The 19,933-nt window shown below is 70.4% G+C and carries 18 protein-coding genes; all 18 read left to right on the top strand.

Annotated elements, in window-relative coordinates; all coding sequences use genetic code 11:
• The first annotated feature begins 47 nt into the window (after nt 1–47).
• The 18 genes from rpoZ to P0Y48_03545 all read left to right on the top strand — a co-directional run bounded on the left by rpoZ (nt 48) and on the right by P0Y48_03545 (nt 19,909).
• Entirely contained in the window at nt 48–302 is a 255-nt protein-coding gene (gene rpoZ, locus P0Y48_03630) for a DNA-directed RNA polymerase subunit omega (protein ID WEK14312.1), read from the top strand.
• Nucleotides 303–406: 104 nt separating this feature from the next.
• Nucleotides 407–1,600 (top strand): methionine adenosyltransferase, encoded by a 1,194-nt coding sequence (gene metK, locus P0Y48_03625; protein ID WEK14311.1) that lies wholly within the window; start codon nt 407–409, stop codon nt 1,598–1,600.
• A gap of 8 nt (nt 1,601–1,608) precedes the next feature.
• Nucleotides 1,609–3,585, top strand: a complete 1,977-nt coding sequence (locus tag P0Y48_03620; GenBank protein ID WEK14310.1) for a primosomal protein N' — start codon at nt 1,609–1,611, stop codon at nt 3,583–3,585.
• Between the two features lie 41 nt (nt 3,586–3,626).
• Entirely contained in the window at nt 3,627–4,571 is a 945-nt protein-coding gene (fmt, locus tag P0Y48_03615; protein ID WEK14309.1) for a methionyl-tRNA formyltransferase, read from the top strand.
• On the top strand, nt 4,568–5,923 hold the full coding sequence (locus P0Y48_03610) for a transcription antitermination factor NusB (protein ID WEK14308.1): 1,356 nt from the start codon (nt 4,568–4,570) through the stop codon (nt 5,921–5,923). The genes fmt and P0Y48_03610 overlap by 4 nt, the downstream gene beginning before the upstream one ends.
• 109 nt (nt 5,924–6,032) lie before the next feature.
• Nucleotides 6,033–6,647 carry a ribulose-phosphate 3-epimerase gene (gene rpe / locus P0Y48_03605; protein ID WEK15000.1) on the top strand — a complete coding sequence of 205 codons (615 nt, stop codon included), beginning with the start codon at nt 6,033–6,035 and terminating at the stop codon, nt 6,645–6,647.
• Between the two features lie 89 nt (nt 6,648–6,736).
• Nucleotides 6,737–7,000 carry a phosphoribosyl-ATP diphosphatase gene (locus P0Y48_03600; GenBank protein WEK14307.1) on the top strand — a complete coding sequence of 88 codons (264 nt, stop codon included), beginning with the start codon at nt 6,737–6,739 and terminating at the stop codon, nt 6,998–7,000.
• Nucleotides 7,001–7,046: 46 nt separating this feature from the next.
• A complete protein-coding gene (gene hisG, locus P0Y48_03595) occupies nt 7,047–7,889 on the top strand; it encodes an ATP phosphoribosyltransferase (GenBank protein ID WEK14306.1) in 843 nt (280 codons plus the stop codon).
• A gap of 18 nt (nt 7,890–7,907) precedes the next feature.
• Complete coding sequence (gene hisF / locus P0Y48_03590; protein WEK14305.1) at nt 7,908–8,672, top strand: imidazole glycerol phosphate synthase subunit HisF; 765 nt, start codon at nt 7,908–7,910, stop codon at nt 8,670–8,672.
• On the top strand, nt 8,669–9,046 hold the full coding sequence (gene hisI / locus P0Y48_03585) for a phosphoribosyl-AMP cyclohydrolase (protein WEK14304.1): 378 nt from the start codon (nt 8,669–8,671) through the stop codon (nt 9,044–9,046). Before hisF ends, hisI begins: the two co-directional genes overlap by 4 nt.
• Complete coding sequence (locus P0Y48_03580; protein ID WEK14303.1) at nt 9,043–9,630, top strand: Trp biosynthesis-associated membrane protein; 588 nt, start codon at nt 9,043–9,045, stop codon at nt 9,628–9,630. The genes hisI and P0Y48_03580 overlap by 4 nt, the downstream gene beginning before the upstream one ends.
• Before the next feature lie 79 nt (nt 9,631–9,709).
• Complete coding sequence (locus P0Y48_03575) at nt 9,710–9,940, top strand: hypothetical protein (GenBank protein ID WEK14302.1); 231 nt, start codon at nt 9,710–9,712, stop codon at nt 9,938–9,940.
• A 1-nt stretch (nt 9,941) separates the two neighbouring features.
• Nucleotides 9,942–10,718: an indole-3-glycerol phosphate synthase TrpC gene (gene trpC, locus P0Y48_03570; protein ID WEK14301.1), complete on the top strand. Its 777-nt coding sequence runs from the start codon at nt 9,942–9,944 to the stop codon at nt 10,716–10,718.
• Nucleotides 10,715–11,974 (top strand): tryptophan synthase subunit beta, encoded by a 1,260-nt coding sequence (gene trpB / locus P0Y48_03565; GenBank protein ID WEK14300.1) that lies wholly within the window; start codon nt 10,715–10,717, stop codon nt 11,972–11,974. Before trpC ends, trpB begins: the two co-directional genes overlap by 4 nt.
• Nucleotides 11,971–12,753, top strand: coding sequence for a tryptophan synthase subunit alpha (gene trpA / locus P0Y48_03560; GenBank protein WEK14299.1), 783 nt, complete (start codon nt 11,971–11,973; stop codon nt 12,751–12,753). The genes trpB and trpA overlap by 4 nt, the downstream gene beginning before the upstream one ends.
• A gap of 23 nt (nt 12,754–12,776) precedes the next feature.
• The gene (gene lgt / locus P0Y48_03555; GenBank protein WEK14298.1) at nt 12,777–13,745 is read left to right on the top strand and encodes a prolipoprotein diacylglyceryl transferase; all 969 of its coding nucleotides are present in this window, start codon (nt 12,777–12,779) and stop codon (nt 13,743–13,745) included.
• 139 nt (nt 13,746–13,884) lie between these two features.
• A complete protein-coding gene (gltB, locus tag P0Y48_03550; protein WEK14999.1) occupies nt 13,885–18,447 on the top strand; it encodes a glutamate synthase large subunit in 4,563 nt (1,520 codons plus the stop codon).
• Entirely contained in the window at nt 18,440–19,909 is a 1,470-nt protein-coding gene (locus P0Y48_03545) for a glutamate synthase subunit beta (protein WEK14297.1), read from the top strand. The genes gltB and P0Y48_03545 overlap by 8 nt, the downstream gene beginning before the upstream one ends.
• The last annotated feature ends 24 nt before the right edge of the window (nt 19,910–19,933 follow it).

Genomic DNA, 19,933 nt, shown 5'->3' with positions numbered 1-19,933 from the left:
GCGAGGCTCGCAGATTTCCCACCGCCATCCGATCCAGGAGGTCCCACATGGCTACTCGTGACCAGGGCATCATCGACCCGCCCATCGACGCGCTGCTCGAGAAGGTCGACTCGAAGTACCAGCTCGTGATCTACGCATCCAAGCGGGCGCGTCAGATCAACGACTATTACTCCGACCTGCACGAGGGGAACCTCTTCGACAACGTGGGGCCGCTCGTCGACTCGACCGTCGAGGACAAGCCCCTCACGATCGCTCTGCACGAGATCCACGAGGACAAGCTGCGCCTGCGCTCGCTCGACTGATCCGTGACGCCGTATGGCGTCTCCGTGCCCGCGTCGCCCGCTGTGTCGGGAGACGCGGGCATGATGGTTAACACCCCCGATTCTGTCCGTCGTCTGGAGCATCGATGACTCAGCTGCGCCTGTTCACCTCCGAATCCGTCACCGAGGGCCACCCCGACAAGATCTGCGACCAGATCTCCGACAGCGTGCTCGACGCCCTCCTGGCCGTGGACCCGAGCAGCCGGGTGGCCGTCGAGACGCTCGTGACGACGGGCCTCGTCCACGTGGCCGGCGAAGTGCGCACCGACGGCTACGTCGACATCCCCGGGATCGTGCGCAGCGTCGTCAACCGCATCGGATACACGTCCAGCGAGACCGGTTTCGACGGCGACTCGTGCGGAGTGACCGTCTCGATCGGGGAGCAGTCGGGCGACATCGCTGCTGGCGTCGACAACGCCATCGAGCACCGCGAAGAGGGCTCGGTCGACCCCGTCGACGCGCTCGGCGCCGGCGATCAGGGCATCATGTTCGGCTACGCCACCAACGAGACGCCCCAGCTCATGCCGATGGCGATCTGGACGGCCCACCGCATCGCGGAGCGCCTGACCGACGCCCGCCGCAGTGGCGCACTGCCGTTCCTGCGACCCGATGGCAAGACCCAGGTCACCCTCGGCTACGACGGGCACGTTCCGCGCACCGTGGAGACCGTCGTCGTGTCCACACAGCACAACCCCGATATCTCGCTCGCCGCGCTGCGGGCAGCGGTGCGCGCGGAGGTCATCGACCCCGTCATCACCCAGACCGGACTCGAGATCGGCGACGTCGAGTACGTCATCAACCCTGCCGGCCCCTTCGTCATCGGCGGCCCCAAGGGAGACGCGGGCCTCACCGGGCGCAAGATCATCATCGACACCTATGGCGGCGCGTCGCGGCACGGCGGCGGAGCCTTCAGCGGCAAGGACCCCTCCAAGGTCGACCGCTCCGCGGCGTACGCCATGCGCTGGGTGGCCAAGAACGCCGTCGCGGCGGGGCTCGCCGACCGGCTCGAAGTACAGGTCGCGTATGCGATCGGCCGGGCCGCTCCGGTCGGTCTCTACGTCGAGACGTTCGGCACCGGCCACGTCTCCGACGAGGTGATCAGCGACGCGATCCGCGACGCCTTCGACCTGCGCCCGCAGGCCATCATCGATCGCCTCGACCTGCTGCGCCCCATCTACGCGCAGACGGCCGCCTACGGTCACTTCGGGCGCGAACTGCCCGACTTCACCTGGGAGCGCACCGACCGCGTCGAGGAACTCCGCGCCGCTGCAGGCCTCTGACGCCCGCCGTGGTCACCGTCGCCCGCGTTCTGGTCGACTCGCCGCTGCCACAGCTCGATCGGCCGTTCGACTACGCCGTCCCGGCGGCTCTGCAGAGCGTCGTCGTGCCGGGTATCCGGGTGAAGGTGCCGCTGCGCACGGCGGGGCGCCTCGTCGAGGCGTACGTCCTGGAGGTGGTCACCACCGCGGCTCCAGAGCGCCCGCTGTCGGAGGTCGACAGCGTCGTCTCGCCCGTCGTCGTCCTGCCCGACGCGCTCTTCGCACTCGCACGACGGGTCGCTGACCGCGCAGCCGGCTCGGCGGTCGACATCCTGCGCCTCGTCATCCCCAAACGCATGGTGCGCGCCGAGAAGACGTGGCTCGCCGCCGACCCTCCGCCGGCTCCCGACGTGGCACCCGAGCATCTCGCGTGGGCATACGGCATCCTCGACGCCTATCCGGGACTGCGTGACGCGCTCTCCGCGGGGGAGCGGTTGGCGCTCGACGCACCGCCGAGTCCCTCGCCCGACCGTCCGTGGGGGCGATGGGCGGAGGTGCTCGCGGCGATGGCCGTGGAGCGGCTCGCCGCCGGGCGCAGCGCCGTTCTCGTCGTGCCCGACCATCGCGACGAGTCCCAGGTGCTGGCTGCACTGGCGGAGCGCGTGCCGGACGCTGCCGTCGTCCGCGACGATGCGCGACGGTCCGGTCCCGAGAGGTACGCGACCTACCTGCGGCTGCTGCACCCGGTGCCGTGCATCGTCGTCGGCAACCGTTCGACCGTGTACGCGCCCGCGCACGACGTCGGGCTCGTGGCGCTGTGGGACGACGGCGACCCCCTTCTCGCGGAGCCGTTGAGTCCGGGGGTCCATGCCCGTGACGCCGCCCTCGTGCGGCAGGAGGACGAAGCGTCGGCGCTCGTGTTCGCCGGTCACTCCCGCACGACGGATGTGGAACGACTCGTCCATCTCGGATGGGTGCGCGCGATCGGCACGGCACGACGCGAGAGTCCGCGTGTCGTCCTCTCGGGCACCCAAGAGGGCGCGGTCAGAGGGCAGCGGGTACCGTCGGCCGCGTTCGCGGCGGCACGCGAAGCCCTCACCCACGGTCCGGTGCTCGTTCAGGTCTCCCGACCCGGCTACGCGCCGGTGCTCGTGTGCGCGGACTGTCGGACGCCCGCCCGGTGCCCGCACTGCGCGGGGCCGCTTCACGCTCGCCGCGCCGGGAGCGCCCCCGACTGCGGGTGGTGCGGTCGCTCGCATCCGCACTGGTCGTGCGCGAACTGCTCGTCGGAGCGGCTGCGCATGGCGTCGTCGGGATCGGAGCGGACCGCCGACGAGCTGGGGCGCGCATTCCCGAACACTCGCGTCATCGTCTCCGACGGCGCTCATCCCGTGGTCGAGCTGGACAACCGGCCCGCCCTCGTGATCGCCACGCGCGGCGCCGAGCCGATCGTGGCGGGCGGCTACAGCGCCGTCCTCCTCCTCGACGGCGACAAGATGCTCCTCGCCGAGCAGTTGCGCATCGGCGAGGCGTGCTTGCGGTGGTGGTCCAACGCCGCCTCCCTCGCCGCACCCGGCGCCCCCGTGCACCTGGTCGGTGTGACGGGGCCGGTGTCCCGCGCCCTCGCCACCTGGACCCAACCGGCCTACGCACGCGCGGAGCTCGCCGACCGCACGCCCCTCCACATGCCCCCCGTCGTGCGGGTGGCGACGGTGGAGGGCACGACGGCGGCGGTCACGGCCGCCCTCGCGCGGGTGCGCGCCGAGGTGCCCGCGCTCGGCCCCGCTGCGGTGCTCGGCCCGGTTCCTGTGTCCGAAGGCGCCGTGCGGGCGCTCGTGCGCTTCGAGTACGCCCACGGCCGTGCGGTCGCGGAGGCGTTGCGCGCGGAGGTCGTCGCCGACGCTCTCCGCGGCCGACGCGCGGCTCGTGGCGCCGGCCGGCCGCCTCGCGGAGGCACGCCGACTACACTCAGGGTGCGACTGGACGTCCCCGAGCTCGATCTCTAGCCCGTCCCTCCCTTCTGCTTTCGACCCACCCAGGAACCCGCATGCGCATCGTCTTCGCCGGGACGCCCCAGCCGGCGGTGCCCTCTCTCCACGCCATGGCCGAATCGGCCCACGACCTCGTCGGGGTCGTGACCCGCACCGACGCCCCGCAGGGCCGCAAGCGCGTCCTCACGCCGTCCGCCGTCGCCGCGGCCGCGACCGCCTACGACGTGTCGGTGATCAAGGCCGACCGGCTGGATGCCGAGGCCACCGCGGCCGTCGACGCGCTGCGACCGGATCTCGGTGTGATCGTCGCCTACGGCGGGCTCGTCCGCGAACCGCTCCTGTCGCTTCCGACGCACGGGTGGATCAATCTCCACTTCTCCCTTCTGCCGCGCTGGAGAGGTGCGGCGCCTGTGCAGCACGCCCTGATCGCGGGCGACCGCACGACCGGTGCGGCGGTGTTCCAGCTCGTGCCGGCTCTCGACGCGGGTGACGTGTTCGGAGAGCTCCGCTACGAGGTGCCGACGGATGCCACGGCCGGCGACGTGCTCGAGGCCCTCGCCGACCGCGGCTCGCACCTCCTTCGCGATGTCGTCGATGCGATCGGCGCGGGCACTGCTCTGGCGACGCCGCAGTCGGGGGAGCCGACGCTGGCTCCCAAGCTGACGCTGGCCGACGGCAGGCTCGACTTCTCGGCGTCGGCGACCGCCGTCCTCGACCGCTATCGCGGCACGACGCCGGAGCCGGGAGCGCACACGCTCGTCGGCGGCGTCCGGCTCAAGGTCCTGGCGGCGCAGCGCGGTCCCGAAGACCGGTCGTTGCCCCCGGGGCGCATCGCCCTGCGTGATGGCCTGCCGACCGTCGGCACGGCCGACGGCACCGTGTCGCTCCTCTCGGTTCAGCCCGCAGGGAAGGCCGCCATGCGTGCCGCCGACTGGTGGCGCGGACTCCGCGTCGAGGAGCTTGCGACCGACGTCGCTGCAGACGGGGGGAGCGCGTCATGACCAGCCCGCGATGGGTGGCGTACGACACGTTGCGCGCCGTCCACGAATCCGACGCCTACGCCAACCTCCTCCTGCCGCGTGAGATCGCCCGCGCGGGACTGTCCGGGGCCGATGCTGCGCTGGCGACCGAGCTGGCGTACGGCACGCTCCGGCGCGAGGGCACGTACGACGCGATCATCGCCGACGCGGCGGGGCGCGACATGGAGCGGATCGATCCGCCGGTGCGCGACGCTCTGCGCCTCGGCGTGCATCAGTTGCTGTCGATGCGCACGCCCGCCCACGCCGCCGTCAATGAGACGGTGCGACAGGTGCGAGCGGCCGCCGGACCGTCTGCGGCGAAGTTCGCCAACGCCGTCCTGCGGCGCGTCTCGGAGCGCTCGGCCGAGGAGTGGCACACCCGACTCGACGATCTCGCCCGCTCAGACGACGAGCGGCTCGCCGCGCGCCACTCCCACCCGGTCTGGATCATCCGCGCGTTCCGCCGGGCCCTGGCCGCGGAAGGACGCGCCGACGAGCTCGTGGCGCTGCTGGATGCGGACAATGCCGCACCCGGTGTGACGATGACCGCGCTTCCGGGCCTCGCGGAGGTGCCGGGCGACCGCACGCGGACGGCGCTCTCCCCGATCGGATTCCATCTGGGCGGGGGAGACCCGGGGGCGCTCGTGGCGGCATCCCACGGTCGAATGCGCGTTCAGGACGAGGGCTCGCAGCTGGCGGCGCTCGCGCTGACGCGGGCCGCCGACGTCCGCGCCGGCGAGCGATGGCTCGATCTGTGCGCCGCCCCCGGCGGCAAGACGGCGGTGCTGGCGGCCGAGGCCGTCGCCCACGGCGCGACGCTGGAGGCCAACGAGATCTCACCGGCGCGCGCCGGACTCGTCCGCGACTCGGTGGCCGGGGTGCCGCTCGCCGTACCCGTGTCCGAGGAAGACGGTCGCACGCGTGCCGGGCACGGCCGGTACGACCGCATCCTCGTCGATGCACCCTGCACCGGGCTCGGCGCCCTGCGTCGTCGCCCCGAGGCGCGGTGGCGGAAGTCTCCCGCGGACGTTCCCGAGCTGGCGGCGCTGCAGGGGGAGCTGCTGCGCGCCGCGGTCGGAGCGCTCGCCCCGGGCGGGATCGTCGCCTACGTCACGTGCTCGCCGCACCTGGCCGAGACGGCGGCCGTCGTCGCCGAGGTCCGGCGCGACGTCGGCGACGACCTCGAGGAGCTCGACGCGCGCGCGGTCGTGGCATCCCTCGCCTCGAGCGATGTCGACCTGCCGACGCCCGCGGACGGTTCGGGGCGCGCGCAGCTGTGGCCGCATCGTCACGGCACGGACGCGATGTCCATCTCGTTGCTGCGCCGCCGGTGAGTCGACGATCGGGCGAGGCAGCCCCACCGGAGCGCTCGACTAGGGTGGTGCCGTGACCGGCGCCGACCTCCGCATCAACCCCAGCATCCTCGCCGCAGACTTCGTGAACATGCAGGCGGAACTCGCACGAATCGCCACCGCCGATTTCGTTCACGTCGACGTGATGGACAACCACTTCGTGCCGAACCTCACCTTCGGACCGCAGATGGTCGAACGCATTCAGGCCACGAGCCCGATTCCCCTCGACGTGCACCTCATGATCTCGGACGCCGACCGCTGGGCCCCGGGGTACGCAGAGATCGGAGCGGCCTCGGTGACGTTCCACCTCGAAGCCGCCGCAGACCCCGTCGCCCTCGCCCGGCGACTGCGCGCGATCGGTTCTCGCGCGGGTGTCGCCGTGAAGCCCGCGACGCCCGTCGAGGGCCTGTTCGACGTGCTCGACGAGTTCGACCAGATCCTCGTGATGACGGTGGAGCCGGGGTTCGGCGGGCAGTCGTTCCTGGCCGACCAGATGCCCAAGCTCGCCCTCCTCCGCGACGAGGCCCGTCGCCGCGGTGCGCAGGTATGGCTGCAGGTGGACGGCGGGATCGGCGAGGCAACGATCGGCCAGGCCGCGGAGGCCGGTGCGGACACCTTCGTCGCGGGGTCCGCCGTCTTCGGAGCAGCCGACCCCGAGCAGGCGATCGCTCGGCTTCGCGCCGAGGCGGGCGCGCACCGGCACTGACGGCGGCGGGGTCACGCCCCGCGAGGCCGCGGCCTCCCGCACCGGTCACACGCGCACCGGGCGCCCGCGGGGACCGGTAGCCTGGGAGGGTGAAGACCTTCGACGCGCTGTTCGCCGAGCTCACCGAGATCGCGGCGACGCGTCCCGAGGGTTCGGGCACGGTCGCGCAGCTGGATGCCGGCGTCCACGCCATCGGCAAGAAGATCGTCGAGGAGGCCGCCGAGGTCTGGATGGCGGCGGAGTACCAGTCCGACGCCGAGACGGCGGAGGAGATCTCCCAGCTCTTGTATCACCTGCAGGTGCTGATGCTCGCGAAGGGTCTCACGCCCGAGGACGTGTACCGACATCTCTGAGCGCCGCTCCCGACGCCGACCGCTCTGACACCGAAAGCTCTGCACCATGCTGCGAATCGCCGTGCCGAACAAGGGATCGCTGGCCGAGACCACGACCGACATGCTCGCGGAGGCCGGATACACCGGCCGCCGCGACCCGAAAGACCTCCACGTCATCGACCCGGTCAACGAGGTCGAGTTCTTCTACCTCCGCCCGAAGGACATCGCGACCTACGTCGGCTCCGGCGCCCTCGATGTCGGCATCACGGGCCGCGACCTGCTCCTGGACGCGCGGATGCCGGGCGCCCGCGAGATCGAGAAGCTCGGCTTCGGGGCCTCGACCTTCCGCTTCGCCGGTCCGCCCGGACGTTTCCACGAGCTGCGCGACCTCGAGGGCGTGCGGGTCGCGACCGCGTACCCGGGTCTCGTCGACGCGTACCTCGACGAGCACGGCGTCGCCGTCGACCTCGTCCCGCTCGACGGCGCCGTGGAGTCGGCGGTCGAGTTGGGGGTTGCCGATGCCGTCGCCGACGTCGTGTCGACCGGCACCACCCTCAAGCAGGCGGGGCTGGAGATCTTCGGCCCGATCCTCCTCGAATCCGAAGCCGTCCTGATCGGCGCACCGACGGAGGCGGACGGCACGGAGATCCTGTTGCGTCGGCTGCGCGGCGTCATGGTGGCCCGGCAGTACGTGCTCATCGACTACGACCTCCCCGCTGAGCTCGTCGATGCGGCCGTCGCGATCGCGCCCGGCATCGAGTCGCCCACGATCTCTCCGCTGCGCGACCCGGCGTGGGTCGCCGTGCGCGTCATGAGCCCGCGCAAGACGGTCAATCAAGTCATGGACGCGCTCTACGCGATCGGTGCCCGCGCCATCCTCGTGACGGCGATCCACAATGCGAGGCTCTGACATGCGGGGACAGCGATCATGACTCTCGCCTGCCGCGTCATCCCGTGTCTGGACGTCAAGGACGGCAAGGTCGTCAAGGGCGTCAACTTCGAGAACCTCCGCGAGATGGGCGACCCGGTCGAGCTCGCGCGGCGATACTTCGCGCAGGGCGCCGACGAACTCACTTTCCTCGATGTCACCGCCACTGTCGATGACCGCTCGACCACATACGACGTGGTCCGCCGCACGGCCGAGGAAGTGTTCATCCCCCTGACCGTCGGCGGGGGAGTGCGCTCGACCGACGACGTCGCCCGTCTGCTCGGAGTGGGCGCCGACAAGGTGGGTGTCAACTCCGCCGCCATCGCACGCCCTCAGTTGATCGACGAGATCGCCGATCGGTTCGGAGCACAGGTGCTCGTCCTCTCCCTCGACGTCAAGCGCGCACCCGGCACGGACTCCGGGTTCGTCGTGACCACGCACGGCGGACGCAGCCTGACGACGATCGACGCCCTCGACTGGGCCCGGGAAGCCATCGATCGCGGCGCCGGGGAGCTCCTCGTCAACTCCATCGACGCGGACGGCACGAAGGACGGGTTCGACCTCGAACTGGTCGGCCTCATGCGCGAACTGTCCTCGGTGCCCGTGATCGCCTCCGGTGGCGCCGGGGCTGCCGAGCATTTCGCCCCCGCCCTCGAGGCGGGCGCCGACGCGGTGCTCGCGGCATCCGTGTTCCACTCCGGTCAGCTCACGATCGGCGACGTGAAGGCGGCGCTGGTCGCCGAGGGGATCGAGGTGCGCGCATGAGCGAAGACAGCATCGATGCGACGCTCGAACCCGAACGCGCCATCGAACGCGTCACGTTCACCCCCGACGGGCTCGTGCCGGCGATCATTCAACAGCACGACTCCCGCGAGGTGTTGATGCTCGGGTGGATGGATGCCGAGGCTCTCCGTCGCACGCTCACGACCGGACGCGTGACGTTCTGGTCGCGCTCACGCCAGGAGTACTGGCGGAAGGGCGATACGTCCGGCCACATCCAACTCGTCAAGGGCGCACGGCTGGACTGCGACGGCGACACGCTCCTGATCTCGGTGGACCAGATCGGGGCCGCTTGTCACACCGGCGACCGCACCTGCTTCGACGCCGACGACCTGCATCCCGTCACGGAAACGGCATGACGCGCCGACTGCGCTCCTTGAGCGTGCTGACGATCCTCGTGGCGGCGGCGGTGGCACTCATCGCCTCCACGCAGACCTGGCTCGACGTCACCCTCCGCGGCGCCACGAATGCGCCACTCGCCGTCGCCGGCGCGGCCGCCGTGCCGTTGCTCGCGCCCCTGAGCCTGGCCGCGCTCGCCCTTGCCCTGGCGCTGTCCATCGTCGGGCGCGTCCTGCGGTACGTCTTCGGCGCGCTCGCGATCGCGATCGGGGCGTCGCTCGCCGTCGCTGCCGCGAGGATCCTCGTCGAACACCCCGTGGATGCCGTCGCCGGCGCTGTCACGGAGGCAACCGGCCTCGCCGGGGCCGAGACCGTGCGTGCGCTCGTCGCCGAGATCATCTCCACACCGTGGCCGCTCATCACGGTCGTCGCCTCGATCGCCCTCGCTGCCGGCGGAGTCGCGACCGTGGTCACCGCTCACCGCTGGCCGGGAGCGGGACGCCGCTACCGCACGGAGACGGCGGACGTCGGTGCCGGCTCGCGCCCGCACGACGCCATCGACTCCTGGGACGACCTCTCCCGCGGCGACGATCCCACCGCGTGAACGCCCTCTCCATGCCGGTCAGCGCGGGCGGGACCGCCCGCTAGACTGGCGGAAGCGAACCGCCACGCGAAGGAGAACCATGAGCAACCCCATCGACGACCCCGGCCACGGACACTCGCCGGCTGCCTGGACGGCCGTCGTGATCATGCTCGTGGCGATCTCCCTCGGCACGCTCTTCTTCTTCCTCGAGATGCCGATCCTCGTCTGGATCTCGGTGGGTCTTCTCGTGGTCGGCGCTCTGTCGGGCTGGGTGCTCGCTCGTGCCGGCTACGGCGTGAACGGCGCCAAGTACAGCCCGAAGCAGCACTGACGTGCTCGCCGACCTCACCGCCGGCGCGGTGGAGGATGCCGAGACGCGCGCCGTCGACCGGCCTCTGGCCGACGTCGAGCGAGCAGCGCTCGCGCAGGCACCCGCGCGAGACGCCCTGCAGGCGCTCGCTCCCGCCGACCGGGTGAAGATCATCGCCGAGGTGAAGCGCGCGAGCCCGTCCCGCGGGCACCTCGCGGAGATCCCCGACCCGGCTCACCAGGCCGCTCTCTACGAGCAGGGCGGGGCCTCGGCCATCTCGGTGCTCACGGAGGGGCGCCGCTTCCGTGGGAGCCTCGCCGATCTGGAGGCCGTACGGTCCCGCGTCACGCTCCCGGTGTTGCGCAAGGACTTCATCGCCACGCCCTACCAGGTGCTCGAGGCTCGCGCTTCCGGCGCCGACCTCGTCCTGCTGATCGTCGCGGCGTTGGAACAGCCACTGCTGGCCGAACTGCACGAGCTCGTCCTCGAGCTCGGAATGACGCCCCTGGTCGAGACGCATTCCCGCGATGAGGTGCTGCGCGCGGCCGACATCGGCGCACGCCTGGTCGGCGTCAACGCCCGCGACCTGTCGACCTTCGAACTCGACCGCGACCTCTTCGGGCGCCTCCACGACGATCTCCCGGCCGACGCGGTCAAGATCGCCGAGTCGGCGGTGCTCTCACCGGCCGATGTATCCCACTACCGCGCGGCGGGTGCCGACGTGGTGCTCATCGGCGAGGCGCTGGTCACCGGCGACCCCGTCGCCACCCTGCACGCTTTCCTGGAGGCCGGCGTATGAGTCTGCGCGATGTCCACGGGCCGTTCTTCGGCGACTTCGGGGGCCGGTTCATGCCCGAGTCGCTCATCGCGGCCATCGACGAGCTCACGGCCGAGTACGAGTCGGCAAAGGCCGACCCCGCATTCGATGCGGAGTTCCGCCGCCTTCTCCACTCGTACGCGGGTCGGCCGTCGCCGCTCACCGAGGTGCCGCGTTTCGCGGAGCACGCCGGCGGCGCGCGGATCTTCCTCAAGCGCGAAGACCTCAACCACACCGGCTCCCACAAGATCAACAACGTGCTCGGTCAGGCGCTTCTCACCCAGCGTCTGGGCAAGACACGCGTGATCGCCGAGACGGGCGCGGGGCAGCACGGTGTCGCCACCGCCACCGCTGCCGCCCTCTTCGGCTTCGAGTGCACCATCTACATGGGCGAGGTCGACACCCAGCGCCAGGCGCTCAACGTCGCTCGGATGCGACTCCTGGGCGCGGAGGTCGTGCCTGTCACGACAGGCTCGCGCACCCTGAAGGACGCGATCAACGACGCCTACCGCGACTGGGTCGCCTCCGTGGAGACCACCAACTACATCTTCGGCACGGCGGCCGGGCCGCACCCCTTCCCGGCGATGGTCCGCGACTTCCAGAAGGTCATCAGCGAGGAGGCGCGTCAGCAGCTCCTCGACGAGACGGGTGGCCTCCCGGACGCCGTCATCGCCTGCGTCGGCGGCGGCTCCAACGCGATCGGGATGTTCGACGCCTTCCTCGATGACGACGGCGTGAAGCTCTTCGGTGTGGAGGCGGCCGGTGACGGCGTCGACACGCCGCGCCACGCGGCATCCATCGGGCGCGGTCGTCCGGGAGTGCTGCACGGCGCGAAGACGTACGTGCTGCAGGACGAGGACGGCCAGACGATCGAGTCCCACTCCATCTCCGCCGGTCTCGACTACCCGGGCGTGGGTCCCGAGCACGCGTGGCTGGCCGACATCGGCCGCGCCGAGTACATCCCGGCCACCGACACGGAGGCCATGGATGCGCTGCGACTGCTGTCGCGCACCGAGGGCATCATCCCCGCGATCGAGTCGGCGCATGCCCTCGCCGGCGCGCTGCGCCTGGGACGCGAGCTCGGCCCCGACGCCGTCATCGCCGTGAACCTGTCCGGGCGCGGTGACAAGGACATGGACACGGCCGCGAAGTGGTTCGGTCTGTACGACGAGGGTGCCGACCCCGTCGAGGCCGGACCTCAGGCGCCCGAAGCCAAGGGCGAGGGGACCGAGCTGTGAGCCGCGTCGCCCAGGCACTGGAGGCCGCCCGCGCCGAAGGCCGTGGGGCGTTCGTCGGCTATCTCCCGTTGGGTTACCCCGATCTGCAGACCAGCATCGAGGCGGCGGTCGCCCTCGCCGAGAACGGCGCGGACGTGCTCGAACTCGGTCCGCCGTACTCCGACCCCGTCATGGACGGCACCGTCATCCAAGAGGCCACCCAGGTCGCGCTGGCCGGCGGTTTCCGCCTCCGCGACACGTTCACGGCGCTGCGGGAGATCACGTCGCGCGTCGATGTGCCGGTACTCGTCATGACCTACTGGAACCCGGTGCTCCAGTTCGGCGTCGACCGCTACGCCGACGAACTCCTCGCCGCCGGCGGAGCAGGCCTCATCACGCCCGACATCACCCCCGATGCGGCCGGCGAGTGGATCGCCGCCTCCGAGCGCACGGGCCTCGATCGCGTCTTCCTGGCCGCCCCCACCTCGACCGACGAGCGGCTCGGGCTCATCGTGCGGCACTCCACGGGATTCGTCTACACGGTCTCGACCATGGGAATCACGGGGGAGCGGGCAGAACTGGATGCCGCGGCCCGCGGTCTCGTCGCGCGCCTGCGCGAACACGGCGCCGAGCACGCGTGCGTCGGCATCGGGATCTCGACACCCGACCAGGTGCGCAGCGTGCTCGACTACGCCGACGGCGCCATCGTGGGCACCGCACTCGTGCGCGCGCTGCGCGACGGCGGCGTCGAGGGTCTCGCCGCCGAAGCGCGGCAGCTGGCCGCCGGCGCGGCGCGCTGAGCGGGCGAAGTAGACTGCCCATCGTGTTCTCACCCGCCTCGGTCTTCACCAGCATCCCCAGCCCCGACATCAGCTCGTTCCCGATCGGTCCTCTGACGATCCACTTCTACGCGCTGTGCATCCTCGCGGGGATCGTCGTAGCCACCCTGCTGACCAACTACCGGCTGACCAAGCGCGGTGCCGAGCCGTGGGTCGTCGTCGACATCGCCCTGCTGGCCGTGCCGATCGCGATCATCGCGGCGCGGATCTTCCACGTTGTCACCCACCCGGGCTTCTACTTCGGCGACGACAAGGACATCTGGGCCATCTTCCGCATCTGGGAGGGCGGCATCGCCATCTACGGCGCCCTCATCGGCGGCGCCGTCGGTGCCTGGCTGGGATGCCGGTGGACCGGCATCCGCTTCTGGAGCTTCGCCGACGCCCTCGCCCCCGGCCTGCTGCTCGCGCAGGCGCTCGGGCGATTCGGCAACTGGTTCAACCAGGAACTGTTCGGGCTCCCGACCGACCTGCCCTGGGGCCTGGAGATCGACTACCCGAACGCCGCCTGGCCGGCGGGTCTGCCGGAGGGGACGCTGTTCCACCCCACGTTCCTCTATGAAGTCGTGTGGAACACTCTCGGTGTGCTCGTGCTGCTGTGGGCCGGTCGCAAGTTCCGCCTGCAGTGGGGCCGCCTGTTCGCGCTCTACCTCGTCTGGTACTCGGCGGGCCGCATCGTGTGGGAGTCGATCCGCATCGATCCGAGCGAGGTCTACCTCGGTCTGCGCACGAACGTGTGGGCGGCGATCTTCGGTGTGCTCGTCGGTGTCGTCATCTTCGTCGTGCAGACACGGCGCCACCCGGGCTTCGAGCACTCGCCCTACGTGGCGGGGCGCGAGTGGACCGGCAACGGGGCTGTACAATCACAGGACACCGATGACTTCGTGGACGTGAGCGCACCCCCCACGTCCGAAGCTCTCGAGGGCGCAGCCACAAGCACCGACTCCCCGAAATAGCACCCGAGCGTTGACACGCCGAGCGCACCCGTAATCCCGCGCACCGTCTCTCGGAGCGCGAGTAACCACAGGGCCGACGTCGTCCCAGTTGAGCATCAAGTGAGGACGGTCAGGTATGCCATCGAGCCCCCGTCAGGTAATGGCCGCGAACCGCCCGAGCGGGTTCCCGGCGAAGCAGGGCATGTACAACCCCGCGTTCGAGAAGGACGCGTGCGGTCTGGCCATGGTCGCGACGCTGCGCGGCGAAGCCGGCCACGACATCGTTCAGCTCGCCCTCACGGCGCTGCGCAACCTCGAGCACCGCGGCGCGATCGGGTCCGACGCGGGAACGGGCGACGGCGCCGGCATCCTCACCCAGATGCCCGACGACTTCTTCCGGGCGGTCGTCGACTTCGACCTCCCGCCGGTCGGCGAGTACGCGGCCGGACTCGCGTTCCTCCCGCTGGAGGAGTCCGCCCGCCAGGCGCTGAAGGCCGACATCGACCGCCTCGCCGCCTCCGAAGGTCTCACCGTGCTCGGCTGGCGCAACGTGCCGACCGCCGACGACAACCTCGGCAAGCTGGCCTTCGAGGCGCGTCCGTCGTTCGAGCAGATCTTCCTCTCCCGTCCCGCCGTCGGCGATGCGCCGGCGCTGTCGGGCATCGCACTCGACCGGCGCACCTACCGCCTGCGCAAGCGCGCGCAGCACGAACTGGGCGCATACTTCGTCTCGCTCTCCAGCCGCACGATCGGCTACAAGGGCATGGTCACGACCCTCCAGCTCGAGCCGTTCTACCCCGACCTGCAGGACGAGCGCTTTACGAGCGAGCTGGCGGTCGTGCACTCGCGCTACTCGACCAACACGTTCCCCTCCTGGCCCCTCGCGCAGCCGCTGCGCATGCTCGCCCACAACGGCGAGATCAACACCGTGGGCGCCAACCGCAACTGGATGCGCGCACGCCAGTCGCAGCTCGAGTCCGAGTTGCTCGGCGACATCCGTCCGCTTCTGCCGATCTGCACCGATGGCGCGAGCGACTCGGCGTCGTTCGACGAGGTGCTGGAGCTCCTGACGCTCACCGGCCGCAGCCTGCCACACGCGATCATGATGATGGTGCCCGAGGCCTACGAGAAGCAGGCGGACATCGACCCGGACCTGCGCGCGTTCTACGAGTACCACTCGATGCAGATGGAGCCGTGGGACGGGCCGGCCGCGCTCATCTTCACCGACGGCACGCTCGTGGGCGCCACCCTCGACCGCAACGGCCTGCGTCCGGGACGCTGGACCGAGACGACCGACGGTCTCGTGGTCATCGGCAGCGAGACCGGGGTGCTGGACTTCGAGCCCGAGCGCATCCGTCGCCGCGGCCGCCTGCGCCCCGGCCGCATGTTCGTCGTCGACACCGCCCAGCGGCGAATCATCGAAGACCAGGAAGTCAAGGCGCAGCTTGCCGCACTCGAGCCGTGGCAGGAGTGGCTGGATGCCGGTCGGGTGCGCTTGAAGGATCTTCCCGAGCGGGAGCACATCGTGCACCCCATCGCCTCCATCACACGACGCCAGCGCACCTTCGGCTACACGGAGGAGGAGATCAAGATCCTCCTCACCCCCATGGGTCAGACCGGTGCCGAGCCGCTGGGTGCCATGGGCTCCGACGCGCCGATCGCGGTGTTGAGCAAGCGCCCGCGCCTGCTCTTCGACTACTTCACGCAGCAGTTCGCGCAGGTCACCAACCCGCCGCTGGACTCCATCCGCGAAGAGGTCGTCACGTCGCTCTCCCTGGGTCTCGGCCCCGAGCGCAACCTGCTCGAGTGGGGACCGGAGCACACGCGCACCGTGACGCTGGACTTCCCGGTCATCGACAACGATGAACTCGCGAAGCTCCAGAACATCGACAAGGCTCTGCCCGGTCGCCGTTCGGTGACGATCCGCGGCCTCTATCACGTCGAGCAGGGACCCGACGCGCTCGAGTCGCGGCTGGCGGCGATGTGCGACGAGGTCGACGCGGCGATCGCCGACGGCGCGGAGTTCATCATCCTGAGCGACCGCGACTCGAACAAGGACCTCGTCCCCATCCCGTCGCTCCTCGCGCTGTCCGCCGTCCACCACCATCTCATCCGACGCGAGAACCGCATGAAGGTCGGTCTCGTCGTCGAGGCCGGCGATGTCCGTGAGGTGCACCACGTCGCGACACTGATCGGCTACGGCGCGTCGGCGGTGAACCCGTACCTCGCGATGGAGACCGCGGAGTATCTCGTCCGCGCCGGGTACATCACCGGCGTCACCCCTGAGAAGGCGGTGAAGAACCTCATCTACGCGCTCGGCAAGGGCGTCCTGAAGATCATGTCGAAGATGGGCATCTCCACGGTGTCGTCGTACGCCGGAGCTCAGGTCTTCGAGGCGGTCGGTCTCTCGCAGGAGTTCGTCGACCGCTACTTCACCGGCACCGAAACCAAGCTCGCTGGCATCGGCATCGCCGAGATCGCCATCGAGAACCAGGCGCGTCACGACTTCGCCTACCCGGAGGACGGGGCGGCGCGTGCCCACGAGCGGCTCTGGACGGGCGGCGAGTACCAGTGGCGTCGTGACGGGGCTCCGCACCTCTTCAACCCCGACACGGTCTTCCGGCTTCAGCACTCGACGCGGACCCGGCGCTACGACGTGTTCCGGGAGTACACCAAGCTCGTCGACGACCAGGCCGCCGAACTGAAGACGCTGCGCGGCATGTTCCGGCTGAAGTCGGGTCAGCGGCCGCCGGTGCCGATCGACGAGGTCGAGCCGGTGTCGTCCATCGTGAAGCGGTTCTCTACGGGTGCCATGAGTTACGGCTCCATCTCCAAGGAGGCGCACGAGACGCTTGCGATCGCCATGAACCGGCTGGGCGCGAAGTCCAACACCGGCGAAGGCGGCGAGGACGTCGATCGTCTCCTCGACCCCGAGCGGCGCAGCGCGATCAAGCAGGTCGCGTCGGGTCGGTTCGGTGTGACGAGCATGTACCTCACTCACGCCGAGGACATCCAGATCAAGCTCGCGCAGGGCGCCAAGCCCGGCGAGGGTGGTCAGCTGCCGCCCGGCAAGGTGTATCCGTGGATCGCACGCACCCGCGGCGGCACGCCCGGCGTCGGGCTCATCTCGCCGCCGCCTCACCACGACATCTACTCCATCGAGGACCTCAAGCAGCTGATCTTCGACCTGAAGCGGGCCAACCCGGCTGCCCGCGTGCACGTCAAGCTCGTCAGCCAGTCCGGCATCGGCGCGGTCGCGGCGGGCACCGCCAAGGCCCTTGCCGACGTCATCCTCGTCTCCGGACACGACGGCGGCACCGGCGCGAGCCCTCTGAACTCGCTCAAGCACGCGGGTACGCCGTGGGAGCTCGGCCTCGCCGAGACACAGCAGACGCTCATGCTCAACGACATGCGCGACCGCGTGGTGGTGCAGGCAGACGGGCAGCTGAAGACGGGCCGCGACGTCATCATCGCGGCGCTGCTGGGCGCCGAGGAGTTCGGCTTCGCGACGACGGCGCTCGTGGTCGAAGGCTGCATCATGATGCGCGTCTGCCACCTCGACACGTGCCCCGTCGGCGTCGCGACGCAGAACCCGGTGCTGCGCAGCCGGTTCAGCGGCAAGCCCGAGTTCGTCGTCAACTTCATGGAGTTCATCGCGGAGGAGGTCCGCGAGTATCTCGCCGAGCTCGGCTTCCGCAGCCTCGACGAGGCGATCGGTCGAAACGACCTCCTCGACGTGAACGGCGCCGTGGATCACTGGAAGGCGAACGGTCTCGATCTGACGCCGATCCTCCACGGCCCCGCGTTCGCGCCCGAAGCGCCGCGCCGCGCGATGCGCACGCAGAACCACGAGCTCGAGGAGCACTTCGATGTGGGCCTGATCGAGCGCGCGCAGGATGTCATCGCCCACGGCGGTCACATCTCGATCGACCTGCCGATCCGCAACACCGAGCGCGCCGTCGGCACCATGCTGGGCAACCGCGTCACGCTCGCACACGGCGCGAACGGACTGCCGTCCGGCTCCATCGAGGTGAACCTCACGGGTTCTGCCGGTCAGTCGTTCGGTGCGTTCCTCCCCGCGGGCATCACCCTGCGACTCGAGGGCGACTCCAACGACTACGTCGGCAAGGGACTGTCGGGCGGTCAGGTCGTCGTGCGTCCGCCGAAGTCGGCGACCTTCGACGCTTCTCAGAACGTCATCGCCGGCAACGTCATCGGCTACGGCGCAACGCAGGGCACCATGTTCCTGCGCGGCGTCGTGGGGGAGCGCTTCCTCGTTCGCAACTCCGGCGCGACCGCCGTCGTCGAGGGCGTGGGCGACCATGCCTTGGAGTACATGACCGGAGGCCTGGCGGTCATCCTCGGCACCACGGGCCGGAACCTCGGCGCCGGTATGTCGGGCGGCTCCGCCTACGTCTACAAGCTCGATCGCAGCCTCGTCAACCGAGAGGCGATCGCGAACGGCGAGCTCGAGCTCCTCGATCTCGGTTCGGGGGATGCCGAGATTCTCCGCGATCTGCTCGAGCAGCATGTCGCCGAGACGGGATCGACGCTCGCGGCGCGCATGTTGGACGACTTCGACGCCGAGATCGCGAACTTCGTCCGTGTCCTGCCGCGCGATTACGCCGCGGTGCTGCAGACCCGCCAGGAGGCGGCCGCCGAGGGGCTGGACCCCGACGGCGACGTCGTCTGGAACCGCATCCTGGAGGTGACCGGTGGCTGACCCGAAGGGCTTCCTGAAGACCACCGAGCGCGAGCTCCCGCCGCGCCGGCCCGTTCCCGTCCGCATCATGGACTGGAAAGAGGTGTACGAGCCGGGCGACTCGGCCGTGCTCCGACGCCAGGCCGGACGCTGCATGGACTGCGGTGTGCCGTTCTGCCATCAGGGCTGTCCGCTGGGCAACCTCATCCCGGAGTGGAACGACCTGATGTGGCGCGGCGAGGGCCGCGCTGCGATCGAGCGGCTCCACGCGACGAACAACTTCCCGGAGTTCACCGGCAGGCTGTGCCCGGCACCCTGCGAGAGCTCGTGCGTGCTCGGGATCAACCAGCCCGCCGTCACGATCAAGCAGATCGAGGTCAGCACGATCGACGAGGCCTTCGCGAACGGCTGGGTCGAAGCCGAGCCGCCGGGCCGCCTCACCGGCAAGACCGTCGCGGTCGTCGGTTCCGGTCCCGCGGGGCTCGCCGCCGCGCAGCAGCTCACCCGCGCCGGCCACACGGTCGCCGTCTACGAACGAGACGACCGCATCGGCGGGCTGCTGCGTTACGGCATCCCCGACTTCAAGATGGAGAAGCGCCATCTCGAGTCGCGCCTGCGTCAGATGCAGGACGAGGGCACTCGCTTCCGGGCGGGTGTCGAGATCGGGCGGGACATCTCGTGGGACGACCTGCGGGCGCGCTACGACGCGGTCGTCGTCGCCACGGGCTCCACGCTCCCTCGCGACCTCTCCATCCCGGGGCGCGACCTCGACGGCGTCCACTTCGCCATGGAGTACCTCGTCGAGTCCAACAAGGCGGTCGCGGGCGACCAGGTTCCGCACCAGATCCACGCGGAAGGCAAGCACGTCATCGTGATCGGTGGCGGCGACACGGGAGCCGACTGCATCGGCACGGCGCACCGCCAGGGGGCGCTCAGCGTCACCAACCTCGCGATCGGCAAGCAGCCGCCCTCCCAGCGCCCGGACCACCAGCCGTGGCCGATGATGCCGACGGTGTTCGAGATGCAGTCCGCGCACGAAGAAGGCGGCGAGCGGACGTTCCTCGCCTCGACGGTCGAGTTCCTCGCGAACGATGCGGGGGAGGTCCGTGCGCTGCGGATCGCGGAGACCGAGTACACCTCCGACGGCCGTCGCGTGCCCAAGAGCGGCACGGAGCGCGAGATCCCGGCTGACCTGGTACTCATCGCGATGGGTTTCACCGGCCCGGAGCGCAGCGCCCTCGAGGACCAGCTCGGTACCGTGTTCACGGGCCGCGGCAATGTCGAGCGCGGCGACGACTACCAGTCGACCACCCCGGGCGTCTTCGTCGCGGGTGACGCGGGCCGCGGTCAGTCGCTCATCGTGTGGGCGATCGCCGAGGGTCGTGCCGCCGCCGCGGCCGTGGACGAGTACCTCATGGGCCGGACGACTTTGCCGTCGCCCGTGCGCCCGACCGACATCGCTATCGGCCTCCAGCCCGCGTAGGCTGGAAATCCTTCCCGAACAACC

The organism is Candidatus Microbacterium phytovorans, assembly GCA_029202445.1.
GTDB lineage: Bacteria > Actinomycetota > Actinomycetes > Actinomycetales > Microbacteriaceae > Microbacterium > Microbacterium phytovorans.
The sequence above is the reverse complement of the archived record's forward strand: the minus strand, read 5'-3'. Positions and strand labels throughout refer to the sequence as shown.

Excerpts from the sequence above, each read along its gene's own strand:
- P0Y48_03580 (WEK14303.1), top strand. The coding sequence starts at position 9,043 with ATGACGCGCCGACTGCGCTCCTTGAGCGTGCTGACGATCCTCGTGGCG.
- trpB (WEK14300.1), top strand. The coding sequence starts at position 10,715 with ATGAGTCTGCGCGATGTCCACGGGCCGTTCTTCGGCGACTTCGGGGGC.
- gltB (WEK14999.1), top strand. The coding sequence starts at position 13,885 with ATGGCCGCGAACCGCCCGAGCGGGTTCCCGGCGAAGCAGGGCATGTAC.
- fmt (WEK14309.1), top strand. The coding sequence starts at position 3,627 with ATGCGCATCGTCTTCGCCGGGACGCCCCAGCCGGCGGTGCCCTCTCTC.
- P0Y48_03575 (WEK14302.1), top strand. The coding sequence starts at position 9,710 with ATGAGCAACCCCATCGACGACCCCGGCCACGGACACTCGCCGGCTGCC.
- rpe (WEK15000.1), top strand. The coding sequence starts at position 6,033 with ATGCAGGCGGAACTCGCACGAATCGCCACCGCCGATTTCGTTCACGTC.
- hisG (WEK14306.1), top strand. The coding sequence starts at position 7,047 with ATGCTGCGAATCGCCGTGCCGAACAAGGGATCGCTGGCCGAGACCACG.
- metK (WEK14311.1), top strand. The coding sequence starts at position 407 with ATGACTCAGCTGCGCCTGTTCACCTCCGAATCCGTCACCGAGGGCCAC.
- rpoZ (WEK14312.1), top strand. The coding sequence starts at position 48 with ATGGCTACTCGTGACCAGGGCATCATCGACCCGCCCATCGACGCGCTG.
- hisI (WEK14304.1), top strand. The coding sequence starts at position 8,669 with ATGAGCGAAGACAGCATCGATGCGACGCTCGAACCCGAACGCGCCATC.
- P0Y48_03610 (WEK14308.1), top strand. The coding sequence starts at position 4,568 with ATGACCAGCCCGCGATGGGTGGCGTACGACACGTTGCGCGCCGTCCAC.
- hisF (WEK14305.1), top strand. The coding sequence starts at position 7,908 with ATGACTCTCGCCTGCCGCGTCATCCCGTGTCTGGACGTCAAGGACGGC.